Consider the following 19940-nt stretch of genomic DNA (forward strand, 5'->3'; position numbering starts at 1 on the left):
TCAAGTCCATATTCTATAATAAGTCTATCCTCGATTCTAAGATGTTTTCCTTTGCATAAATTTGACATAATTACTCCTCCTAACATGTTTAGGACAAATATCAGATTAATTATATCAAACTCTTTGCAAGACTAACTTCCGTTTCACTTAAAAAGCGGAACTTACTTTTTCAATTTACATTATTTTCGTGGCAAATACAAATGTGCTTTACAAAAAAACAATTTAATTCTTAAATATTTAAAAAATGTTAAAAATAACAAAAATAAGAATTGAATATTTATTTACAAAAGTCTATTATTGATAAAAAGTGTAAATTAAACTAATGTCATTATATTTTAATTGTTAATTTCAAAATGCTTAAATATATTGATAAATGGCACTATATTATGTATAATTATCTTGATTTTTAATATATTTGTAATAAATAGGAGGAATAATAATTGGGAAGAGCGTTGATAATTGGAGCTGGTGGGGTTGCAAGTGTAGCAATTCACAAATGTTGCCAAAATTATAAAGTATTTGATGAGATATGTATTGCTAGTAGAACACTTTCAAAGTGTGATGCTTTAAAAGAAAAATTACAAGGTGGACATACTAAAATTCAAACTGCGCAAGTAAATGCTGATAATACTGAAGAATTAATAGAATTAATTAATAAGTTTAAACCAGATATAGTAATTAATCTTGCATTACCATATCAAGATTTAACAATAATGGATGCTTGTCTAGCTACTAAGGTCAATTACGTAGATACTGCAAATTATGAACCAGAAGATACAGCCAAGTTTGAATATAAGTGGCAATGGGCTTATAAAGAAAAATTTGAACAAGCTGGTATTACTGCATTACTAGGTAGTGGTTTTGATCCAGGAGTTACAGGTGTATTTAGTGCATATGCACAAAAGCATTATTTTGATGAAATTCATACAATAGATATAGTTGACGCTAATGCAGGAGATCATGGTTATCCTTTTGCAACTAATTTTAATCCCGAGATAAATATTCGTGAAGTAAGTGCAAATGGTAGTTACTTCGAAGATGGTAAATTTATTGAAACTGCACCTATGTCAATAAAGAGAGTTTATAATTTACCAGAGATAGGTCCTAAAGATATATATCTTCTTCATCATGAAGAATTAGAATCCTTAGCTTTAAATATTAAAGGAATTAAGAAAATGAGGTTTTGGATGACTTTCTCAGAGAGTTACCTTAACCATTTAAAAGTTCTAGAAAATGTTGGAATGACCTCTATAGAACCAATAGATTTTGAAGGACAAAAGATAGTACCTTTACAATTCTTAAAAGCTGTATTACCTGATCCGGCAAGTCTTGGACCTAGAACTAAAGGTAAGACAAACATAGGATGTATATTTACAGGAATTAAGGATGGAGTAGAGAAGAAATATTATGTATACAATGTATGCGATCATCAAGAATGTTATAAAGAAGTAGGTTCTCAAGCTATTTCTTATACAACAGGAGTGCCAGCAATGATAGGTGCAATGATGGTTATGACTGGTAAGTGGAATAAGCCAGGAGTTCATAATATAGAAGAATTTGATCCAGATCCATTTATGGATGCATTAAATGAATTTGGATTACCATGGCAAGAATCTTTTGATCCAGAGCTTATAGATTAGATATGACTAAGTTAATAGAGCAATTAAGTAATTTAAAGACTCCTTGTTATGTTATAGATGAGAAATTACTTATAAAAAATCTTGAGATATTAAAGAGAGTAGAAGATGAAACTGGATGTAAGATTCTTCTTGCTCAAAAAGCCTATTCGGCTTATTCAACATATCCACTTATAGGAAAGTATTTACATGGAGTTACATCTAGTTCACTTTTTGAAGCTAGATTAGGATATGAAGAGATGGGGAAAGAAGTTCATATATACGCACCAGCTTATAGAGATGATGAGATAGATGATATAATAAAATATAGTGATCATATAGTGTTTAATTCATTTAATCAATGGAATAAGTTCAAGGATAAGATAAAGAATGCAGATAAAAAAATAGAATGTGGAATAAGAATTAATCCTGAATATTCTGAAGTGGATACGGAGATATATGATCCTTGTTCAAAGAGTTCTAGACTTGGTGTTACAGCAGATAATTTTGAAGAACAATATTTAGACGAAATAGATGGATTACATTTTCATACTATGTGTGAACAGAATTCAGATACTTTAGAACGTACTATAAAAGTAGTTGAAGAAAAATTCGGAAAGTATTTTAATAAAATTAAATGGATAAATTTCGGTGGAGGACATCATATTACAAGAGATGATTATGATGTAGATAAACTAATAAAATGTATATTATATATAAAGAACAAATATAATATACAAGTGTATTTAGAACCAGGAGAAGCTGTAGCATTAAATGCAGGATATCTAGTATCAACAGTTTTAGATATAGTAGAGAATAGTATGCATTTAGCTATTATGGATACATCGGCAGCATGTCATATGCCAGATGTTATTGAAATGCCTTATAGACCTAATATAATAGGTTCAAAGAAACCAAGTGAGGGTAAGTATACTTACAGGCTAGGAGGACCTACTTGTTTAGCGGGTGATATAATAGGAGATTATTCATTTGATAACGCTTTGAAGGTAGGAGATAAGCTTATATTCTGCGATATGGCAATATATTCTATGGTTAAAAATAATACATTTAATGGTATTAATCTGCCAGATATTGTACTGTTATCTAAAGATGGAGATACAAAAGTTATAAAGGAATTCAATTATAATAACTTTAAAGCAAGGTTGTAAAAGAATAAAAAAAGCCTCTATTGAGCTATGGTTCAATAGAGGATTTATTTTCAGTTTACTATAGGGAGTGATTGGCTTGAGTGAAAAATTAAAACTATATGGATTTAACAATTTAACTAAAACTTTAAGCTTTAACATCTATGATGTTTGTTATGCAAAGAGTGAACGAGAACAAAAAGATTATATTGCTTATATAGATGAACAATATAATTCAGACAGATTAACTAATATATTATGTAAGGTAACTGAAATGGTAGGAGCACATGTACTTAATATTTCGAAACAAGATTATGATCCACAAGGTGCAAGTGTTACATTGCTAATTACTGAAAAAGCATTGCCTGCAAAGCTTATAGATAAATCTTGTAATTTGGGTAAATATTCATCTAATGCAATAGATATAAATGAAGCAAATATATTATCAACAAGGGATTCGGTTGTAGCACATTTAGATAAGAGTCATGTTACCTGTCATACTTATCCTGAATATCATCCAGATAATTCTATTGCTACATTTAGAGTAGATATAGAGGTTTCTACATGTGGAGAGATATCCCCTTTAAATGTATTAGATTATCTTATAGCAAGTTTTGATTCAGATATTATAACTATAGATTATAAAGTAAGAGGCTTTACTAGGAGCGTTGATGGACATAAGTTATTTATGGATCATAAAATAACATCTATTCAAGATTATATAGCAGAGGACACATTAAAAAGATATGATGCAGTAGACATAAATGTTTATCAAGCCAATTTGTTTCATACTAAGATGCTTATAAAAGAAATAGATTTACAGAATTATTTATTTAAGACAGATGTTTATGAATTACCACCGAAGGTAAGACTTGATATAACTAATAATTTAAGAAGAGAAATGATAGAAATTTTTAGTGGCGAAAATATATATTAAAAAACATAAGTTAGAAAGGAAAGGCATAGAAATGAAGGAACTAAGCCAAAGTAATGCTCCTATATTAGAAGCATTAGAAAGATATAAAAAGATGCGTGTTTTACCATTTGATGTTCCAGGGCATAAAAGGGGAAAAGGAAATAAGGAACTAACGGATTTTTTGGGAGAACAATGTTTAACTGTAGATGTTAATTCAATGAAACCATTAGATAATTTATGCCATCCAGTATCTGTAATTAAGGATGCACAAAAGCTTGCAGCAGAAGCCTTTGGTGCCAAAGATGCATTTTTTATGATAAATGGAACTACGTCAGCTGTTCAAGCTATGGTGTTAAGCGTTTGCAAGAGAGGCGAGAAGATTATTATGCCTAGAAATGTTCATAGAAGTGCTATAAATGCATTAATAATAAGTGGTGCTGTTCCAGTCTATGTTAATCCAGGAACTAACAAGAAGATAGGAATTCCACTTGGTATGTCTGTAGAAGATGTAAAAAAGGCAATATTAGAGAATAGAGATGCAAAAGCTATATTAGTGAATAATCCAACTTACTATGGTATATGTTCTAATTTAAAGGAGATTACTGATCTTGCTCATAGTTATGGTATGAAGGTGTTGGTTGATGAAGCTCATGGAACTCATTTTTATTTTAGTGATAAGTTGCCTATGTCTGCAATGGAAGCTGGTGCTGATATGGCTGCAGTAAGTATGCATAAGACAGGAGGTTCATTAACTCAAAGTTCTATATTATTAATAAATAATGATATAAACAAAGGATATGTGCATCAAATAATTAATCTTACTCAAACAACAAGTGCTTCTTATTTACTTATGTCTTCATTAGATATAACTAGAAGAAATTTGGCATTAAATGGAGAAAAAATAGTAGATGATATAATAAATTTAGCTGAATATGCAAGAAAAGAAATAAATGAACTAGAAGGTTATTATGCATATTCAAAAGAGCTTATTGATAACAAATATGTATGTGATTTTGATATAACTAAATTATCTATATGTACATTAGGATTAGGATTAGCAGGGATAGAAGTATATTCAATTCTTAGAGATGAATATGAGATTCAAATAGAGTTTGGAGATTTAGGAAATGTACTTGCTATTATATCAGTTGGAGATAAGAAGCTTGCTATAGAAAGATTAGTTTCAGCATTATATGATATTGAACGTTTATATGCCAAGCCTGGAAGAGAGATGTTTGATCATGAATATATAAATCCTCAAGTAATTATGGCACCACAAGAAGCTTTTTATGCAGATAAGAAGTCTATTCCTATTGAAGATAGTGAAAATAAAATATGTAGTGAATTTGTAATGTGTTATCCACCAGGAATTCCTATATTAGCTCCTGGAGAGAAGATAACTAGAGAAATACTTGATTATATAAAATATGCAAAAGAAAAAGGTTGTTCCTTAACAGGTACTGAAGATGAGAAGATAGAGTATATAAATGTAGTGGAGGTGTAGCAGAATGGAATTATGGTATACAGAAGAACATTCTAAAGATGTTAGATTTTCTATAAGAGTAAATAAACATATATATTCAGAAAAGAGTGATTATCAGAGAATAGATATATTAGATAGTGAAGAATTTGGAAGAGTTCTTACGTTAGATGGACTTATAATGGTTACAGAAAAAGATGAATTTATATATCATGAAATGGTAACTCATATGGCTATGGCTGTAAATCCAGATATAAAAAAAGTATTAGTTATAGGTGGTGGTGACGGAGGTTGTGTTAGAGAGCTTACTAGATATAAATCAATTGAAAGTATTACTCTTGTTGAAATAGATGAACAAGTAGTTAAAGTAAGTAAGGAATATCTACCAACAATAGCATGTGCTTTTGATGATAGCAGATTAAACATAGTATATGAAGATGGATTAAAATTTGTTAGAAATAAAAAAAATGAATATGACTTAATTATAGTAGATTCTACTGATCCGTTTGGACCAGGAGAAGGATTATTTACAAAAGAATTTTATGGAAATTGTTATACAGCATTAAATGATAGTGGAATACTTATTAATCAACATGAATGTGATTATTATGCAGATTATGCTAATTCTATGAAGAGAGCACATAAGAGAATAATAGAAACATTTCCTATATGTAAAATATACCAAGCCAATATTCCAACTTATCCATCTGGACATTGGTTGTTTGGATTCTCATCTAAAAAATTTGATCCAATAAAAGATCTTAAGGAAGAGTATTGGAATAGTTTAAATATTCATACAAGGTATTACAATACAGAATTACACAAAGCTTCTTTTGTATTGCCTAATTATGTTAAGGAAATGATGGTGGTAGATGATGAAAAATAATATAGATGCATTCATAAGTTGTGAAGCTAGTTATGAAGAAGCAGATAAGGTTATATTTGGTGCTCCTTTTGATGGAACTACTTCTTTTAGACCTGGAACTAGATTCGCAGGAAAAGCTATAAGATCTGAATCATTTGGTATAGAAACATATAGCCCATATCAAGATAAAGATTTAGAAGATTATAAGATATTTGATGCAGGTGATCTTGAACTATGTTTTGGTAATACTGAAAAAGTATTAGAAGATATAGAAAATATGACCACACAGATATTAAAAGATAATAAGATGCCAGTTATGATAGGAGGAGAGCATTTAGTTACATTAGGTGCTTTTAGGGCTATTTACAAGAAATATAATGATATAAATATAATTCATTTTGATGCACATACAGATTTAAGGGAAGAATATTTAGGAGAAAAATTATCTCATGCATCAGTAATACGAAGAATATGGGATTATGTTGGAGATGGAAAGATATATCAATATGGAATTCGTTCTGGAGAAAGAGATGAATTTTATTGGGCAAAGAAACATACTTATTTAAATAAATTTAACTTCCAAGGGTTAGATAAGACAGTAGAAGAATTAAAAGATAAACCTGTTTATTTAACTATAGATTTAGATGTATTAGATCCATCAGAATTCTGTGGTACAGGTACACCAGAAGCCGGAGGAGTTAGATTTATGGAGCTTCTTGAAGCTATACTTAAACTTAAGAAGTTAAATATAGTTGGCTTTGATATGGTAGAATTAAGTCCTGCATATGATGCAAGTGGAGCATCTACAGCAATTGCATGCAAGATTCTTAGAGAATTATTATTAGCATTTAGTAAATAGTAATTCAAGGCTATTTTTGTATGATTAGTATATTTTAATTTAACCATCAATGTTTACTACAAGAGACAATTGTGTTATATTTGTATTTGGTATGAATTATAAGGGGTGAGATATAATGACAAAAAAACTTATGTCTATAGGAATATTAATTATTTTGATGGTTAATTTATTCCCTATTATAGGCAATGGTGTACAAGCTTCATCAGATATTGCAATCATTTCTTCAACAAATATAACTGCAAGTGATGCAAAGAAATGGGCAGAATCAAAAGGAGCAACAAGTACATTTATTAGTTTAGCAGATTTGTATTGGGCCTATGCTAGTTCATGTGGAGGAGTTAATCCGGCGGTAGCATATGCACAAGCAGCAGTTGAAACAGGTTATGGTAAGTTTGGTGGAGTACTAGATGCTAGTTATAAGAATCCTTGTGGACTTAAAAATAGTGCAGGTGGTGGAGATTATGATCCAAGTGCTCACAAAGTATTTAGTAGTTGGGATGCAGGGGTACAAGCTCAACTTGATCATTTAGCATTATATGCAGGTGCAAGTGGATATCCTAGAAATAATACTGGAGATCCAAGACATTTTGCTTATCTTAAAGGTAAAGCAACAACAGTTTTGGGCTTAGGTGGTAATTGGGCTCCTAGTTCAAGCTATGGAAGTAAAGTGTTAAATTTATATAATGAAATGGAAGCTATAGCAGGAACTACACCTTCTTCATATAGTCCAGTTGTAAATAATAATAATACACAAGAAATTAATAACTCATATATTCCGAATAGAGGTAGTTCAAGTGTAAATATAATAAAGAAAATTACTTATGATAATATAGGGAGTATAGATATCTCCGATGCTATGTCTTCAGCTAGCAATACGTTAGATGTTAAAGGGTGGGCTTTAAGTAAATCTGGAATAAAAGAAATAAAGATATATGTAAATAATAATTATGTGAAATCAGCAGATTATGGACAAGCAAGAAAAGATATAGCAAAACAATATGGACAATATTCTGAAGCTTCAAATTGTGGATATTCTACATCATTAGATATATCAGACTTTCCAGAAGGAGAAATTACATTAAAAATAGTACAAGTTGGAAATGATAATACAGAATATTCTGTAGAAAAGAAAGTGTTTATTAATAAGAATGGTTCTATGATAAATATAGATGCGCCAAATGGAGAAAAGGGAATAAAAGGAAATTTAATGATTATATCTGGTTGGATGCTTAATAAAGAAGAAATAAAAGAGATAAACATATATTTAGATGATAAATATATAGGTAAAGCTAATTATGGTGTTACTAGAAAGGATATTGGAAAACTTTTTTCTAATTATAAGAATGACAATAGTGGATATAGTGCTATAATTAATTTATCTCAAAAAGGAACAGGAACTAAGAATCTAAAGATTGAGCAAGTTACTGTTTCAGGAATTAAGTCAACTGTAACTAAGCAAATAGTTATTCCAGAAGGACTAGATGATAACGAAATAGTTAAAAATATATCCATATTAGATGATATTATGTCATTGAATTCAGAAGCAGCATCAGAAAATAATAAATATTGTTAGATAACTTATATTTTACAATAATTAATATCAAAATTATATGTTTAAGTAAATAATATAATATGGATAAAATCCAATGTTATTTAGTTTAATTAATATTATGTTTGTTATTAGTATCAATATTATATGTTTTCATAAATAGCATAATTTCATTAAGGATTTCTAAATATAAAAAAATTAAGGTAGCTAAATGTTGTAAACTTACTAAAGTTCAAACAGTACAACATTTTAAACGCTACCTTAATTTTTTTTATAATAAGAAATCCTAAAATTCATTATTAATATTTACTTAAATCAATAATTTGATATTAATTAAATGAAAAGATAAGTGATCCAAAATAAATGTATTCAATAATTTTTAAGTAAGAATTACTGAAGACTTAAGATGCTTATAATAATATAGATAATATATTAACACCAACTTAATGCATAAATAAAGTATAATAAGTTTATAGAAAATTATATTTTGTTTAATAGTGTTAAGAGGTTAATTATGAATTTTGATAAGTTAAAAAGAATAATAAATAATAAAAATTTAATAAGTTATAAAAATGGGTATAAAATATTTAAAAGTGGAAAAGCTAATATAATAGATAGTAGATTAATAGAAGGTAATTTAAATATTTATGGTAGAGTTGAAACAGATGTAAAGACATATTCTACGCATATTAGACTTGATGTTAATGATAGACAATATTTAAAATGTAATTGTGAATTATGTAGAGATATTAGTAGTAGTGCAGGATATGCATGTGAACATATTGTAGCAACTATTTTATTATATCTTAAGATTAATCATATAGAAGATAAATATTATAACAATAATGCAGAGTTAGGGATTAGGTTAGAGGAGAATTATGGTAACAATTATATGTATGATTGTTATTTATATGATAGAAGAAATGGTAAGAAGATAGAATCTGTTTATAAGTTAGAAGATTATTTAAAACATTATTCATTAGATGATAAGTATATAGGTTTTATTGAAGAGATTAAGAAACAGAAATTTTCTATTAATAATATATATAATGTTTTGCGTAATTGTCAGGATATGCAAATAGTTCTTAAGGTGAAGTCTATAGTTTATAATGCAAAGATTAATCATAGTGATATGCCTCTTAAGTTTACAATTAAGATGGAGGGAGATAGGATAAAGCTACAAACATTGAAGAAGAAGATATTACCATTAGATAAAGAATTTAAATCTTTTTTATATGATGGAAATATATATTTGCCATCTGAAACTCAATGTAAAGGGATTTATGTTATATACAAAGCTCTTAATGGGAAGAATTATACTTTTGTAAATAAGAAGTCTTTAAATAAAGTAACAAGAGTATTATCAGATATTGGTGCAGTTAAGCTATATGATGAAGTTAAGAATTTGCTTGTTAGTAATTATGTGTATACATTATATTTTTATATAGAAGATAATAAGATACATTGTAGATTTTTGGTGGATGATATTCTAGAAGTTGCTAATGATAATTCTAAGCTTAAAAATATAGAAGAAATTTTATTCTTGAACAGATTTACTAAAAGAGAAAATTATTATATGTTCTTAGGCTCATCAGAAGAGTTATTTTCATTATTTAAATCTAAGATTTTAGATATTGTTAATATAGAGACTTCTGAAGAACTAAGTAATCTTAAGATTCTTAGTTCAAATGAATTGAATATAAGTACATGGAGAGAAGACAATAAAACATTTATAGAACTTAATATAAATAATTTATATACAGATGAGATAAAGAAATGTATAGAATCGTACAATAATGGGGATAACTTCTTTATGTTTTCAGATTATAGCTTTGTTGATTTTGATGATAAAGATGTTTGTAGAGTATTTGACACATTAAACATAATTAATTATTCAGGTGGAGCTTATGCTATATCAGAGGCTTATACAGAATTTATAGATATTAATAAATCAACAATAGACATATACAATGAAGCTATAGAACAGAAGAATGTTAAGCTACATATATCTTCAGAATTATACGGTATTTTGCGAGAGTACCAGAAGGTAGGAGTTAAGTGGATTCAGAACAAGAAGGATAATAATTATGGATGTATATTAGCTGATGATATGGGATTAGGTAAAACAATTCAAGCAATAAGTTTTCTTATGAATAATAAAGGAGATAGATCATTAGTAGTAACTAAAACTTCACTTATATATAATTGGAAACAAGAATTTGAGCAATATGGAAGAGGCCTTAAGATTGCTTATGTTCATGGAAATAAAGCAGATAGAGAAGAGAAAATACAAAATATGATGGAGTATGATGTTATTGTTACATCATATAATACTTTACAAAATGATATTAAGTATTATGAAACAATAAGCTTTGACAATTTAATAATAGATGAAGGACAGACTATTAAAAATTCAAAAAGTAAAATAACACAAACTATCAAGTCTATTAATAGTAAATTTAATATGGCTCTTACTGGAACTCCTATAGAGAATAATTTATTAGAGTTATGGAGCTTGTTTGATTTTATAATGAGAGGATATTTGTTTACAGAGTCGGAATTTAAAAGAAAATTTATAATAAAAAAAGATAATAGGCAATATCTAAAGGCACTTATTAATCCATTTATACTTAGAAGAACTAAAGAAGAAGTTCTTACAGAATTGCCACAAAAATATGAGAATATAATATATGTAGATATGACAGAATCTCAGAAGGAATATTATGATCATAAGATAAATAGTTATAAACAATTAGCAAGAGGTTATGATAATCAAATATCATTATTAGCTCTTATAACTAAGCTTAGACAAATTGCTTTAGATCCTTCGATTATAGATGAGAATTATACAGGAGGAAGTGGAAAACTAAATAAAACTATAGAATTAATTAAATGTTATGATAAAAGCAATAAAAAGGTTTTGGTATTTTCTCAATTTACATCTATGCTAGGCAGATTAAAGGATTTATTAGATAAAGAAGATATAAGATATTATTACTTAGATGGTAGTACAAAAGCTAAAGAGAGAATAGGATTATGTAATGAGTTTAATAATAATAGTGATAGAAACATTTTCCTAATATCTTTAAAGGCAGGAGGAACAGGTCTTAACCTTATTGCTGCAGAAAAAGTAATACATTTTGATCCATGGTGGAATCCAGCAGTAGAGGATCAAGCAACAGATAGAGCTTATAGAATGGGGCAGCAAAATAATGTAGAAGTTATTAAACTTATTGCTAAGGATTCTATAGAAGAGAGAATAATTAAATTAAAAGAAAAAAAGAATATAATTATAGGTGAATTATTATCAGATAATTCAGCGGAAGAATATGTAATAACTAAAGATGACATAAAATACTTATTGGATATATAATGAAATTGATATCTTGACATAATTAACTAAAATGATATCATTAAAGAATAGTGATTATAAACGTTAGACTAAAAAAGAGGGGAAAGTAAGATGATGACATTAGACAAATTTGAAGAAGCATATGAAGTAGTTCAAAAGGTTATACTACAAACTAAGCTTATTTATAGTGATTATTATTCAGATATGACTGGTAATAAGGTTTATCTTAAGCCAGAGAATCTTCAGAAGACTGGAGCATATAAAATAAGAGGTGCTTATTATAAAACTAGCACATTAACAGATGAAGAGAGAGCAAAAGGTTTAATAACAGCATCAGCAGGAAACCATGCTCAAGGCGTTGCATATGCAGCAAAGGCATATGGTTGTAAAGCAGTAATAGTTATGCCTACAACAACACCACTTATGAAAGTTAATAGAACAAAAGCATACGGCGCAGAAGTTATATTACATGGGGATGTATATGACGAAGCTTGTAATTATGCTATAGAATTAGCAGAAAAAGAAGGATATACATTCATTCATCCTTTTGATGATTTAGATGTAGCAACAGGTCAAGGATCAGTAGCTATGGAAATCTTTAAAGAATTACCAACAGTAGATATAATATTAGTACCAATTGGTGGTGGTGGATTAGCTACAGGAGTTTCAACATTAGCTAAATTACTTAATCCACATGTAAAGGTAATTGGAGTAGAACCAAAAGGTGCTAATTGTATGCAAGAATCATTAAAACAAGGTCATGTTGTAACATTACCAACTGTAGATACTATAGCTGATGGTACTGCTGTAAAGACTCCAGGTTCTAAAATATTCCCATATTTACAGAAGAATATTGATGATATCATTACAATTGAAGATAATGAGCTTGTAGGAGCATTCTTAGATATGTTAGAAAATCATAAATTGCTTGCTGAAAATTCTGGATTATTAACAGTAGCAGCATTAAAACATTTAGATTGTACTGGTAAGAAAGTTGTATCTATAATAAGTGGAGGTAATATGGATGTTATTACATTCTCATCAATGGTACAACATGGTTTAATAGAAAGAGGTAGAGTATGTACTATATCTACATTATTGCCAGATAAGCCAGGTGAACTTGCTAGAATATCTGAAATTATAGCTGCTCATCAAGGTAACATAATTAAGTTAGATCACAATCAATTTGTCAATATTAATCGTAAGAGTGCAGTTGAATTAGTTATAACATTAGAAACTTTTGGACATAAACATAAACAAGAGATAATAGATGTCTTAGAGAAAGAAGGTTATAGACCTACATTAGTTCAATCTAAGAGCATATATGAATAGAATTTATGAGGTGACACAATGGATTTCTTTCAATTAGTACAACAGAGAGAGAGCGTTAGAGGATATTTACCACAGAAAGTGGAAAGAGAAAAGATAAATAAAATATTAGAGACAGCAAGATTAGCACCGTCTGCTTGTAATGCACAAGCTTGGAATTTTATTGTAGTAGATGATGATAATTTAGTGAAAGAAGTAGCAAATGCATTACATGATCCTCTTGTGGGAGGAATAAATAAATTTTCTCATACATCACCATGTTTTATTGTTATATTAGATGATAAACGTAATCTTACATCTGGAATTGGTGGTAAGTTAAAACAAAAAGATTATACATCTATGGATATAGGAATTGCAGCAGAACATATATGTTTGGCAGCAACTGAATTAGGGCTTGGAACATGTATGATGGGGTGGTTTAAAGAAAAGAAATTAAAAACTCTATTAAATATCCCAAAGAATAGAGAAATACATTTGGTAATTTCATTAGGTTATTACAATTATACAGAGCCTAGAAAAAAAGTACGAAAACAGTTTGATGATATCGTAAAGTATAATTCATATTAAAAGAAAAATTTAGTGTTATTGTTAGATAACTTATATTTTACAATAATTAATATCAAAATTATATGTTTAAGTAAATAATATAATATGTAAAAAATCCAATGTTATTTGGTTTGATTAATATTATGTTTGTTATTAGTATCAATATTATGTGTTTTCATAAATAGCATAATTTCATTAAGCATTTCTAAATATAAAAAAATTAAGGTAGCTAAATGTTGTAAACTCACTAAAGTTCAAACAGTACAACATTTTAAACGCTACCTTAATTTTTTTATAATAAGAAATCCTAAAATTCATTATGAAGATTTATTCAAAGCAATAATATTGATACTAAAAAATAAAATCATAATATTAGCATTATCAAATAACATTGGATTTTTCATTATTAATATTTACTTAAAGCAATAATTTGATATTAATTTAATTACTTTGTTATGATATAATTACAATCGATGAGGTGATAATAATGAGCATTGCAGGAAATGGCTGTGAGAGAATTATTCCAAGTGAAGAGAAAAAGGAATTAAAAGAAATAGAAAGAAGTATAGTTAAAAGGTATAGAAAAAATATATGGTCTAAATTCATAAAGGCTATAAAAGAATATAATCTAGTAGAAGAAGGAGATAAGATTGCAGTAGCTATATCTGGTGGTAAGGATAGCTTACTTATGGCTAAGCTATTTCAAGAATTACAGAGACATGGGCAAGTGAATTTTGAGTTAGAATTTATAGCTATGGATCCCGGATATCATCCACAGATAAGAGAGTTATTAGAAGAAAATCTTAAATATTTAAATATTCCAGCTCATATTTATGAATCAGGAATATTTGATGTTGTAGATAAAATGGCCAAAGATTATCCTTGCTATTTATGTGCTAGGATGAGAAGAGGTTCACTTTATGCTAAGGCACAAGAACTAGGTTGTAATAAACTATCATTAGGACATCATTTTAATGATGTAATAGAAACAACATTATTAAATGTATTATATGCAGGTAATTTCAAAACAATGTTACCTAAGTTAAAAGCGAAGAATTTTGAAGGACTTGAACTTATCAGACCTATGTACCTTATAGAAGAAGAATCGATAAAGAGATTTATTAATTATAGTGGAATATGGCCACTTAATTGTGCTTGTATGATAGCAGCTAAAAAGGTTGGAAATAAGAGATTTGAGATTAAGGAATTAATTAAGAATCTTAAAGAAAATTTTGATGGAGTAGATAAGTCTATATTTAAATCTGCCGAGAATGTAGCTATGGATTCTATATTAGGTTGGGAAAAAGATGGGCATAAATATAAATTTTTAGACGAATACGACGAATAAGATATATAGGGGAAGAGAATAATAATATTTGTATATATGATTAGGAGGGAATAGTATTATGAAAAAAGCAGGAAAAGTAGCAATTATTATAGGGGCTGCATCAGCACTTGTTGCAACATTACTAAAAGACAAGAAGAGAAAGGAGCAAGAAAAAGAGCAACAATAGGGTATTTTTAATATAATAGGGTATTTATAGTGCAACTTTAGGTATTATACAATAATTTATGAAAAGGGAGGGATTATGTGGAGGGGGGAAATTTTTTAGATTTTAAGGAAGAGATAAAAAAGTATTCTTATGATAACTTAACTATAATTAATTGTAGTTCTAGAGACATGAGCATTACAGGTAATATAGTAGATTCATTAGATTGGATTGCAGATAATAATTCAAATAAATTAACTATATCATTAGATGAAGTTATAGAATTATTATCATCTGTAGAAGAGAATGAGTTAAGTAGCTTGCAGAAGCTATACTATTTTAGACGAGAGATAATTGCAGAAATTAAAATAATGAAGAATAGAAGAAGTGTTTATCTAGATGTACAATTGATGCCATTTACAGATAGAGAAAATGGCATAGATTATTATTGTGGCTATATTCATGATATTACTGAATTTAGAGAAACCAAAGATAAACTTAGAAGTATGATTAGATTTGATTTAATTACTAAGCTTCCATCTAAGTATTATCTTAAGAAGACAATAGATGACTATTTGAGATGTTGTAATAAAAACAATGTACGAGGAGCACTTGTATTACTTAACATTGACGATTTTAAAATGTTTAATGATTTATTTGGTCATGAATCAGGTGACATTTTATTAAAGAAAGTAGCAATAAAGCTTACAGAGAAGATGAAAGAAAATGATTTGGTTTGTAGATATAGTGGAGATGAATACATTATATTTAGGCCAGAATTTAATTCTAGAAATGAAGCAGAAGATTTTGTTGAAAGTATATTAAGTGTGTTTAAAGACCCATTTATTGTGAATAGTAACAAGATATATGTTACAGCTAGCATGGGAGTATCGGTGTTTCCAGGTGACGGTATAAATTTTAATACTTTACTTAAAAATGCAGATACAGCTATGTATAGAGCAAAGAGAAATGGTAAATGTGAATGGGAATTTTTTGATAGTAGTATTACTAGTGAAGTTGATAGAATATACAACATAGAAAAAGGTCTTAGAACAGCTTTAGAAAAAAAAGAAATGTACATAGTATTCCAACCTAAGGTTTCTTTATCAGATTCTACAGTAACAGGATTTGAAGCACTTCTTAGGTGGAAGTCAGAGAAACTCGGAATGGTAAGTCCAGTAGAATTTATACCTATTGCAGAAGATACAAGGCTTATAATACCAATAGGTAGATTTGTATTAGAAGAAGTATTTAAGAAAGTAAGGGAACTTTTAGATGAAGGATATGATAACTTTAAGGTTGCTGTAAATTTTTCTGATGTACAGCTTAGGTATGGTGGAATTATGAATGAGTTCTTAGAATTAAAAGACAAATACAAAGTACCAACTAAGTATATTGAATTAGAGATAACAGAAAGTATACTTATGAAAACTTTTGAAGACAATGTAAGAAGGCTTAAGTCTATCAAAAAACTAGGTATTTCAGTTGCGCTTGATGATTTTGGAACAGGATATTCATCACTTAATTATCTAACAAAACTTCCTATAGACGTACTTAAGATAGATAGAAGTTTTGTAGTAGACATGGTAAATGATAAGAAGAGCAAATGTGTTGTAAAAAACATAATAAAGCTATCTCATGAGCTTGGAATAAACGTTGTAGCTGAAGGGGTAGAAGAGGTTGAACAAGTTGATTATCTAAAGGATATATTATGTGATGTAGTACAAGGATATTATTATAGTAAACCAGAAAAGTTCGATGATATAAAAGGACTATTAGGAAAACAATTAGCATAAAAAGATTAAGTTAGCTAAATGTTGTAAATACGTTAAGACGTAAATAATGCAACATTTTAAACGCTAACTTAATTTTTTTACTTTTTAAGAAATTATATTTTTGTTTATAATTGCAGATAAGTATCTTAAGATATTGTATTTAAGTAATGTTAGAGTATACTACCTACAAGAGTGGAAAAGAAAAATAGTTCTATGACAGAACCCAAAAAATAAGTTTTAAACCTCGCTATAATGGTTGAAAAACTATGTATTCATAAATTTATAGAATTCTTCTGTGTCAGAAGTGATAGGTTTAAAAGTATAGCCATGATCTAGATAATAATTAATAACATCATTAAGTGCTGCAGCAGAATTCTTATTAATGTAACCACAATGCATAAGAAGTATTATAGGAGTCTTAGAATCTTCAGCTGAAGTTGCTCTCTTAAATATAGTATAAGAATCAGCATAAGGGTTAGCACCATCAGTACTATCTACGTTCCAATCATATATCTTAAAACCTTTTTCATGAATCATATCTACTAGAGAGTGCTGCAACTTGTATGTAGAATTGTTAGCACCAAAAGGAAAACGTAGAATAGATATGTTTTTATTAGTTATTTCTTTTAATAATTCTTGTAGTTCTGTCATTTCTGATAAAAAAGCTTCATTAGAGCTATATAAAAGATTTTTATTATGGGACATGCTATGTAAACCTAAAGAATGACCTTCATTAACAATTCGTCTAATAGTATCTTCTTGTCCTTCAATTTGATTACCAATAACAAAAAAAGTTGCCTTGACATTGTTCTTCTCTAATATATCAAGAACATCAGTTGTTGTCTTACCACCAGGACCATCATCAAATGTTAAATATATAATTTTATCTGTTGATGTATCACTAGCATAAGCATGAGTATAAGGAGTTATAATACTAAATACTAAAAAAACAGATAGTAGACAAACAATACATTTCTTCATAAATTCACCACCTATATTTTTTTCATATTTATTTTATCCAAATAAAAAAAATATATTCTGAAGTTATATGTTGAACATCTTATATATAATTCTCATATTTTATTTAGAGGGAATTACAAAGGAGGTTTAATAATTTTATGGATAAAGAGAATAATCTAGATGAAATAATGAGAGATTATTTAATAAATGAATCTAAAGCACGAGAAGAAGCTCAAAAGCAAGAAAAACAAATGAGAGAAGAGTTAAAGGTTAATTTCAATTTTACTTCTTCAGATGGTAGAGATGTCAATTTTGTATGTGATGGAGATAGCAAGATATTTGATATTAATGGAGAAATAGAGGATAAGGATGATAAACCTAAAGATATAGATGACCAAGAATATGTTATAGGAAAATGTAATATAGGAATGGAAGTTAATATGGAAGAAGATAAAGATAAAAATGAGGTAATATATGAAGTGCCTGATAACAAAAGTTATTATTTTCATGAGGAAGATGAAAATTATAAATGGGAGAAACCTAAGTGTGATGAAGAAAAATCATCTGAAATAAATGGAAAGATAAAAGTAATTGTTTCATTAGATACAATTGGTGGAACTAAGATAAAGGGAGTTAGAATAAATCTTTATAAAATAAATGGGATTTCTCCTGAATTAATAGAGTGGGGAACAACTGATTGTTATGGAGAAATAGAGTTTAATAATATTCCACAAGGTGATTATAGAATTATAGAAATAATAGATAAAAGATATTTTAATAAACCAGCATACATTAATTGGAATGAGGTTAAAATAGATAGGTTCAAGAGAGAACATGAAATATATGTTGTTAACTCTATAAATGATAGTTGTAGAAATAAATAATATAATATCATTAAGTATTTACTAATATAATAAAAAAAGTAAAGATCCCTAAATGCTATAAACTTGTTAAAGCTCAGACAGTATAGCATTTTAAACGGCATCTTTACTTTTTTATTATAAGAATCACTTGAGAATTAAGATACTTGTGATAATATAGATACACTAAAAAGCACCACAACATTAGAATATGTGATATAATTATACTACTAAAATTATAGAGAGAAATAGGATGGTATATTTTTATGAAAATACGTGTAAAATATTTTGACAATGCAACTAAATTACAGAAAATTGCTAAGGGAAATTGGATAGATGTATATGCTAACAAGGATATATTTGTAGTTGAAGGTGAAAGAGCAATGATTCCACTTGGATTTGCATTAGAATTACCTAAAGGATGGGAAGCACATTTAGCGCCTAGAAGCTCAACATTTAAAACTTGGGGAATTATTCAAACTAACTCAGTTGGTGTTGTAGATGATACATACATTGGAGATAATGATCAATGGCACATGCCTGTTTTTTGCCTTCAAGGAAAAGATATAGAAGGAATTGATCAAGGAACATGGATAAAGAAAGGTGACAAAATAGGTCAATTTAGAATAATGGAAGTAATGCCAGAAATAGAATTTGATGAAGTAGAAGCTTTTAATAACGAAGACCGTGGTGGTTTTGGAACTACAGGAACAAAATAGATTAAAGTTCTATCATTTATAGTAGCTTTCGTAATTCTCAATATCTTAGAATTTGTATTGATGCTAAATTTAAATAAATTAGATAAAAAAGTATAAATAGTAATAGGATACCTTCTTTCGTAAGAAGAGAGGACATAGTGAATTAAGTTGATTTTTGAGTTGGGATATAAAAGAAAATAATCAATAACGTATAGATGAAATAAAAATTCAGAATAATATTTGCAGAATATACATTTTTGAGGTGTTCATTATAAGGTAGAGATAATTTAAAAGTATAAGTATTACTCTAAATTTAAACTATCAATATTGCTCAAAATAGTATAGTAGATATAGCAAATATAATCTGAATTTTTATTATTTGGCTCTATAAAAAATTTTGTGTAAACTGAATAAAACAACTTCTTCTTGGCAATAATCTAAATAACAAATTATTACAAGAAGGAGTTGTTTTTTTATGTCAAACTTGTCGAAGGATTTAT

14 protein-coding genes and 1 pseudogene are annotated in these 19940 nt (G+C 28.2%); 14 read left to right on the forward strand and 1 reads right to left on the reverse strand.

Translation table 11 applies throughout. The features are described from left to right. Positions 1-440 precede the first annotated feature (440 nt). The 12 genes and pseudogenes from KQI77_RS04735 to KQI77_RS04790 all read left to right on the forward strand — a co-directional run bounded on the left by KQI77_RS04735 (position 441) and on the right by KQI77_RS04790 (position 16943). Positions 441-1640 (forward strand): saccharopine dehydrogenase family protein, encoded by a 1200-nt coding sequence (locus KQI77_RS04735; RefSeq protein ID WP_216388934.1) that lies wholly within the window; start codon positions 441-443, stop codon positions 1638-1640. A 2-nt stretch (positions 1641-1642) separates the two neighbouring features. Then, on the forward strand, positions 1643-2785 hold the full coding sequence (gene nspC, locus KQI77_RS04740; protein ID WP_216388935.1) for a carboxynorspermidine decarboxylase: 1143 nt from the start codon (positions 1643-1645) through the stop codon (positions 2783-2785). Positions 2786-2852: 67 nt separating this feature from the next. Next, positions 2853-3698 (forward strand): adenosylmethionine decarboxylase, encoded by an 846-nt coding sequence (gene speD, locus KQI77_RS04745; protein WP_216388937.1) that lies wholly within the window; start codon positions 2853-2855, stop codon positions 3696-3698. Between the two features lie 31 nt (positions 3699-3729). Then, positions 3730-5181: an aminotransferase class I/II-fold pyridoxal phosphate-dependent enzyme gene (locus KQI77_RS04750; protein WP_216388938.1), complete on the forward strand. Its 1452-nt coding sequence runs from the start codon at positions 3730-3732 to the stop codon at positions 5179-5181. Between the two features lie 4 nt (positions 5182-5185). Next, positions 5186-6043: a polyamine aminopropyltransferase gene (gene speE, locus KQI77_RS04755; protein WP_216388940.1), complete on the forward strand. Its 858-nt coding sequence runs from the start codon at positions 5186-5188 to the stop codon at positions 6041-6043. Continuing rightward, on the forward strand, positions 6033-6881 hold the full coding sequence (gene speB / locus KQI77_RS04760) for an agmatinase (protein ID WP_216388942.1): 849 nt from the start codon (positions 6033-6035) through the stop codon (positions 6879-6881). Before speE ends, speB begins: the two co-directional genes overlap by 11 nt. 157 nt (positions 6882-7038) lie before the next feature. After that, positions 7039-7572: pseudogene (locus KQI77_RS12950) on the forward strand (glucosaminidase domain-containing protein); the annotation flags it as partial. 1372 nt (positions 7573-8944) lie between these two features. After that, on the forward strand, positions 8945-11803 hold the full coding sequence (locus KQI77_RS04770) for a DEAD/DEAH box helicase (protein ID WP_216388944.1): 2859 nt from the start codon (positions 8945-8947) through the stop codon (positions 11801-11803). A gap of 90 nt (positions 11804-11893) precedes the next feature. Beyond that, on the forward strand, positions 11894-13114 hold the full coding sequence (gene ilvA / locus KQI77_RS04775) for a threonine ammonia-lyase (protein ID WP_216388946.1): 1221 nt from the start codon (positions 11894-11896) through the stop codon (positions 13112-13114). Positions 13115-13132: 18 nt separating this feature from the next. Next, positions 13133-13678 carry a nitroreductase family protein gene (locus KQI77_RS04780; RefSeq protein ID WP_216388948.1) on the forward strand — a complete coding sequence of 182 codons (546 nt, stop codon included), beginning with the start codon at positions 13133-13135 and terminating at the stop codon, positions 13676-13678. A gap of 463 nt (positions 13679-14141) precedes the next feature. Next, positions 14142-15005, forward strand: coding sequence for an ATP-binding protein (locus KQI77_RS04785; RefSeq protein ID WP_216388964.1), 864 nt, complete (start codon positions 14142-14144; stop codon positions 15003-15005). 243 nt (positions 15006-15248) lie between these two features. Beyond that, positions 15249-16943, forward strand: coding sequence for a bifunctional diguanylate cyclase/phosphodiesterase (locus tag KQI77_RS04790; protein WP_216388950.1), 1695 nt, complete (start codon positions 15249-15251; stop codon positions 16941-16943). A gap of 243 nt (positions 16944-17186) precedes the next feature. On the opposite strand, the gene KQI77_RS04795 is transcribed toward KQI77_RS04790, so the two are convergent. Then, a complete protein-coding gene (locus KQI77_RS04795) occupies positions 17187-17903 on the reverse strand; it encodes a polysaccharide deacetylase family protein (RefSeq protein WP_216388955.1) in 717 nt (238 codons plus the stop codon). A gap of 137 nt (positions 17904-18040) precedes the next feature. Between KQI77_RS04795 and KQI77_RS04800 the strand changes: the two genes are divergently transcribed. Next, positions 18041-18766, forward strand: a complete 726-nt coding sequence (locus KQI77_RS04800) for a collagen binding domain-containing protein (protein WP_216388957.1) — start codon at positions 18041-18043, stop codon at positions 18764-18766. A 242-nt stretch (positions 18767-19008) separates the two neighbouring features. Next, positions 19009-19461: a dUTP diphosphatase gene (locus KQI77_RS04805; RefSeq protein WP_216388960.1), complete on the forward strand. Its 453-nt coding sequence runs from the start codon at positions 19009-19011 to the stop codon at positions 19459-19461. The last annotated feature ends 479 nt before the right edge of the window (positions 19462-19940 follow it).

It is taken from the genome of Clostridium sp. MSJ-8 (assembly GCF_018918325.1).
Lineage (GTDB): Bacteria > Bacillota > Clostridia > Clostridiales > Clostridiaceae > Clostridium.

Bases quoted from the DNA above. Each gene is read 5' to 3' on its own strand.
- nspC (WP_216388935.1), top strand. From the start codon at position 1,643: ATGACTAAGTTAATAGAGCAATTAAGTAATTTAAAGACTCCTTGTTAT.
- KQI77_RS04750 (WP_216388938.1), top strand. From the start codon at position 3,730: ATGAAGGAACTAAGCCAAAGTAATGCTCCTATATTAGAAGCATTAGAA.
- speE (WP_216388940.1), top strand. From the start codon at position 5,186: ATGGAATTATGGTATACAGAAGAACATTCTAAAGATGTTAGATTTTCT.
- speB (WP_216388942.1), top strand. From the start codon at position 6,033: ATGAAAAATAATATAGATGCATTCATAAGTTGTGAAGCTAGTTATGAA.
- KQI77_RS04770 (WP_216388944.1), top strand. From the start codon at position 8,945: ATGAATTTTGATAAGTTAAAAAGAATAATAAATAATAAAAATTTAATA.
- ilvA (WP_216388946.1), top strand. From the start codon at position 11,894: ATGATGACATTAGACAAATTTGAAGAAGCATATGAAGTAGTTCAAAAG.
- KQI77_RS04780 (WP_216388948.1), top strand. From the start codon at position 13,133: ATGGATTTCTTTCAATTAGTACAACAGAGAGAGAGCGTTAGAGGATAT.
- KQI77_RS04795 (WP_216388955.1), bottom strand. From the start codon at position 17,903: ATGAAGAAATGTATTGTTTGTCTACTATCTGTTTTTTTAGTATTTAGT.
- KQI77_RS04800 (WP_216388957.1), top strand. From the start codon at position 18,041: ATGGATAAAGAGAATAATCTAGATGAAATAATGAGAGATTATTTAATA.
- KQI77_RS04805 (WP_216388960.1), top strand. From the start codon at position 19,009: ATGAAAATACGTGTAAAATATTTTGACAATGCAACTAAATTACAGAAA.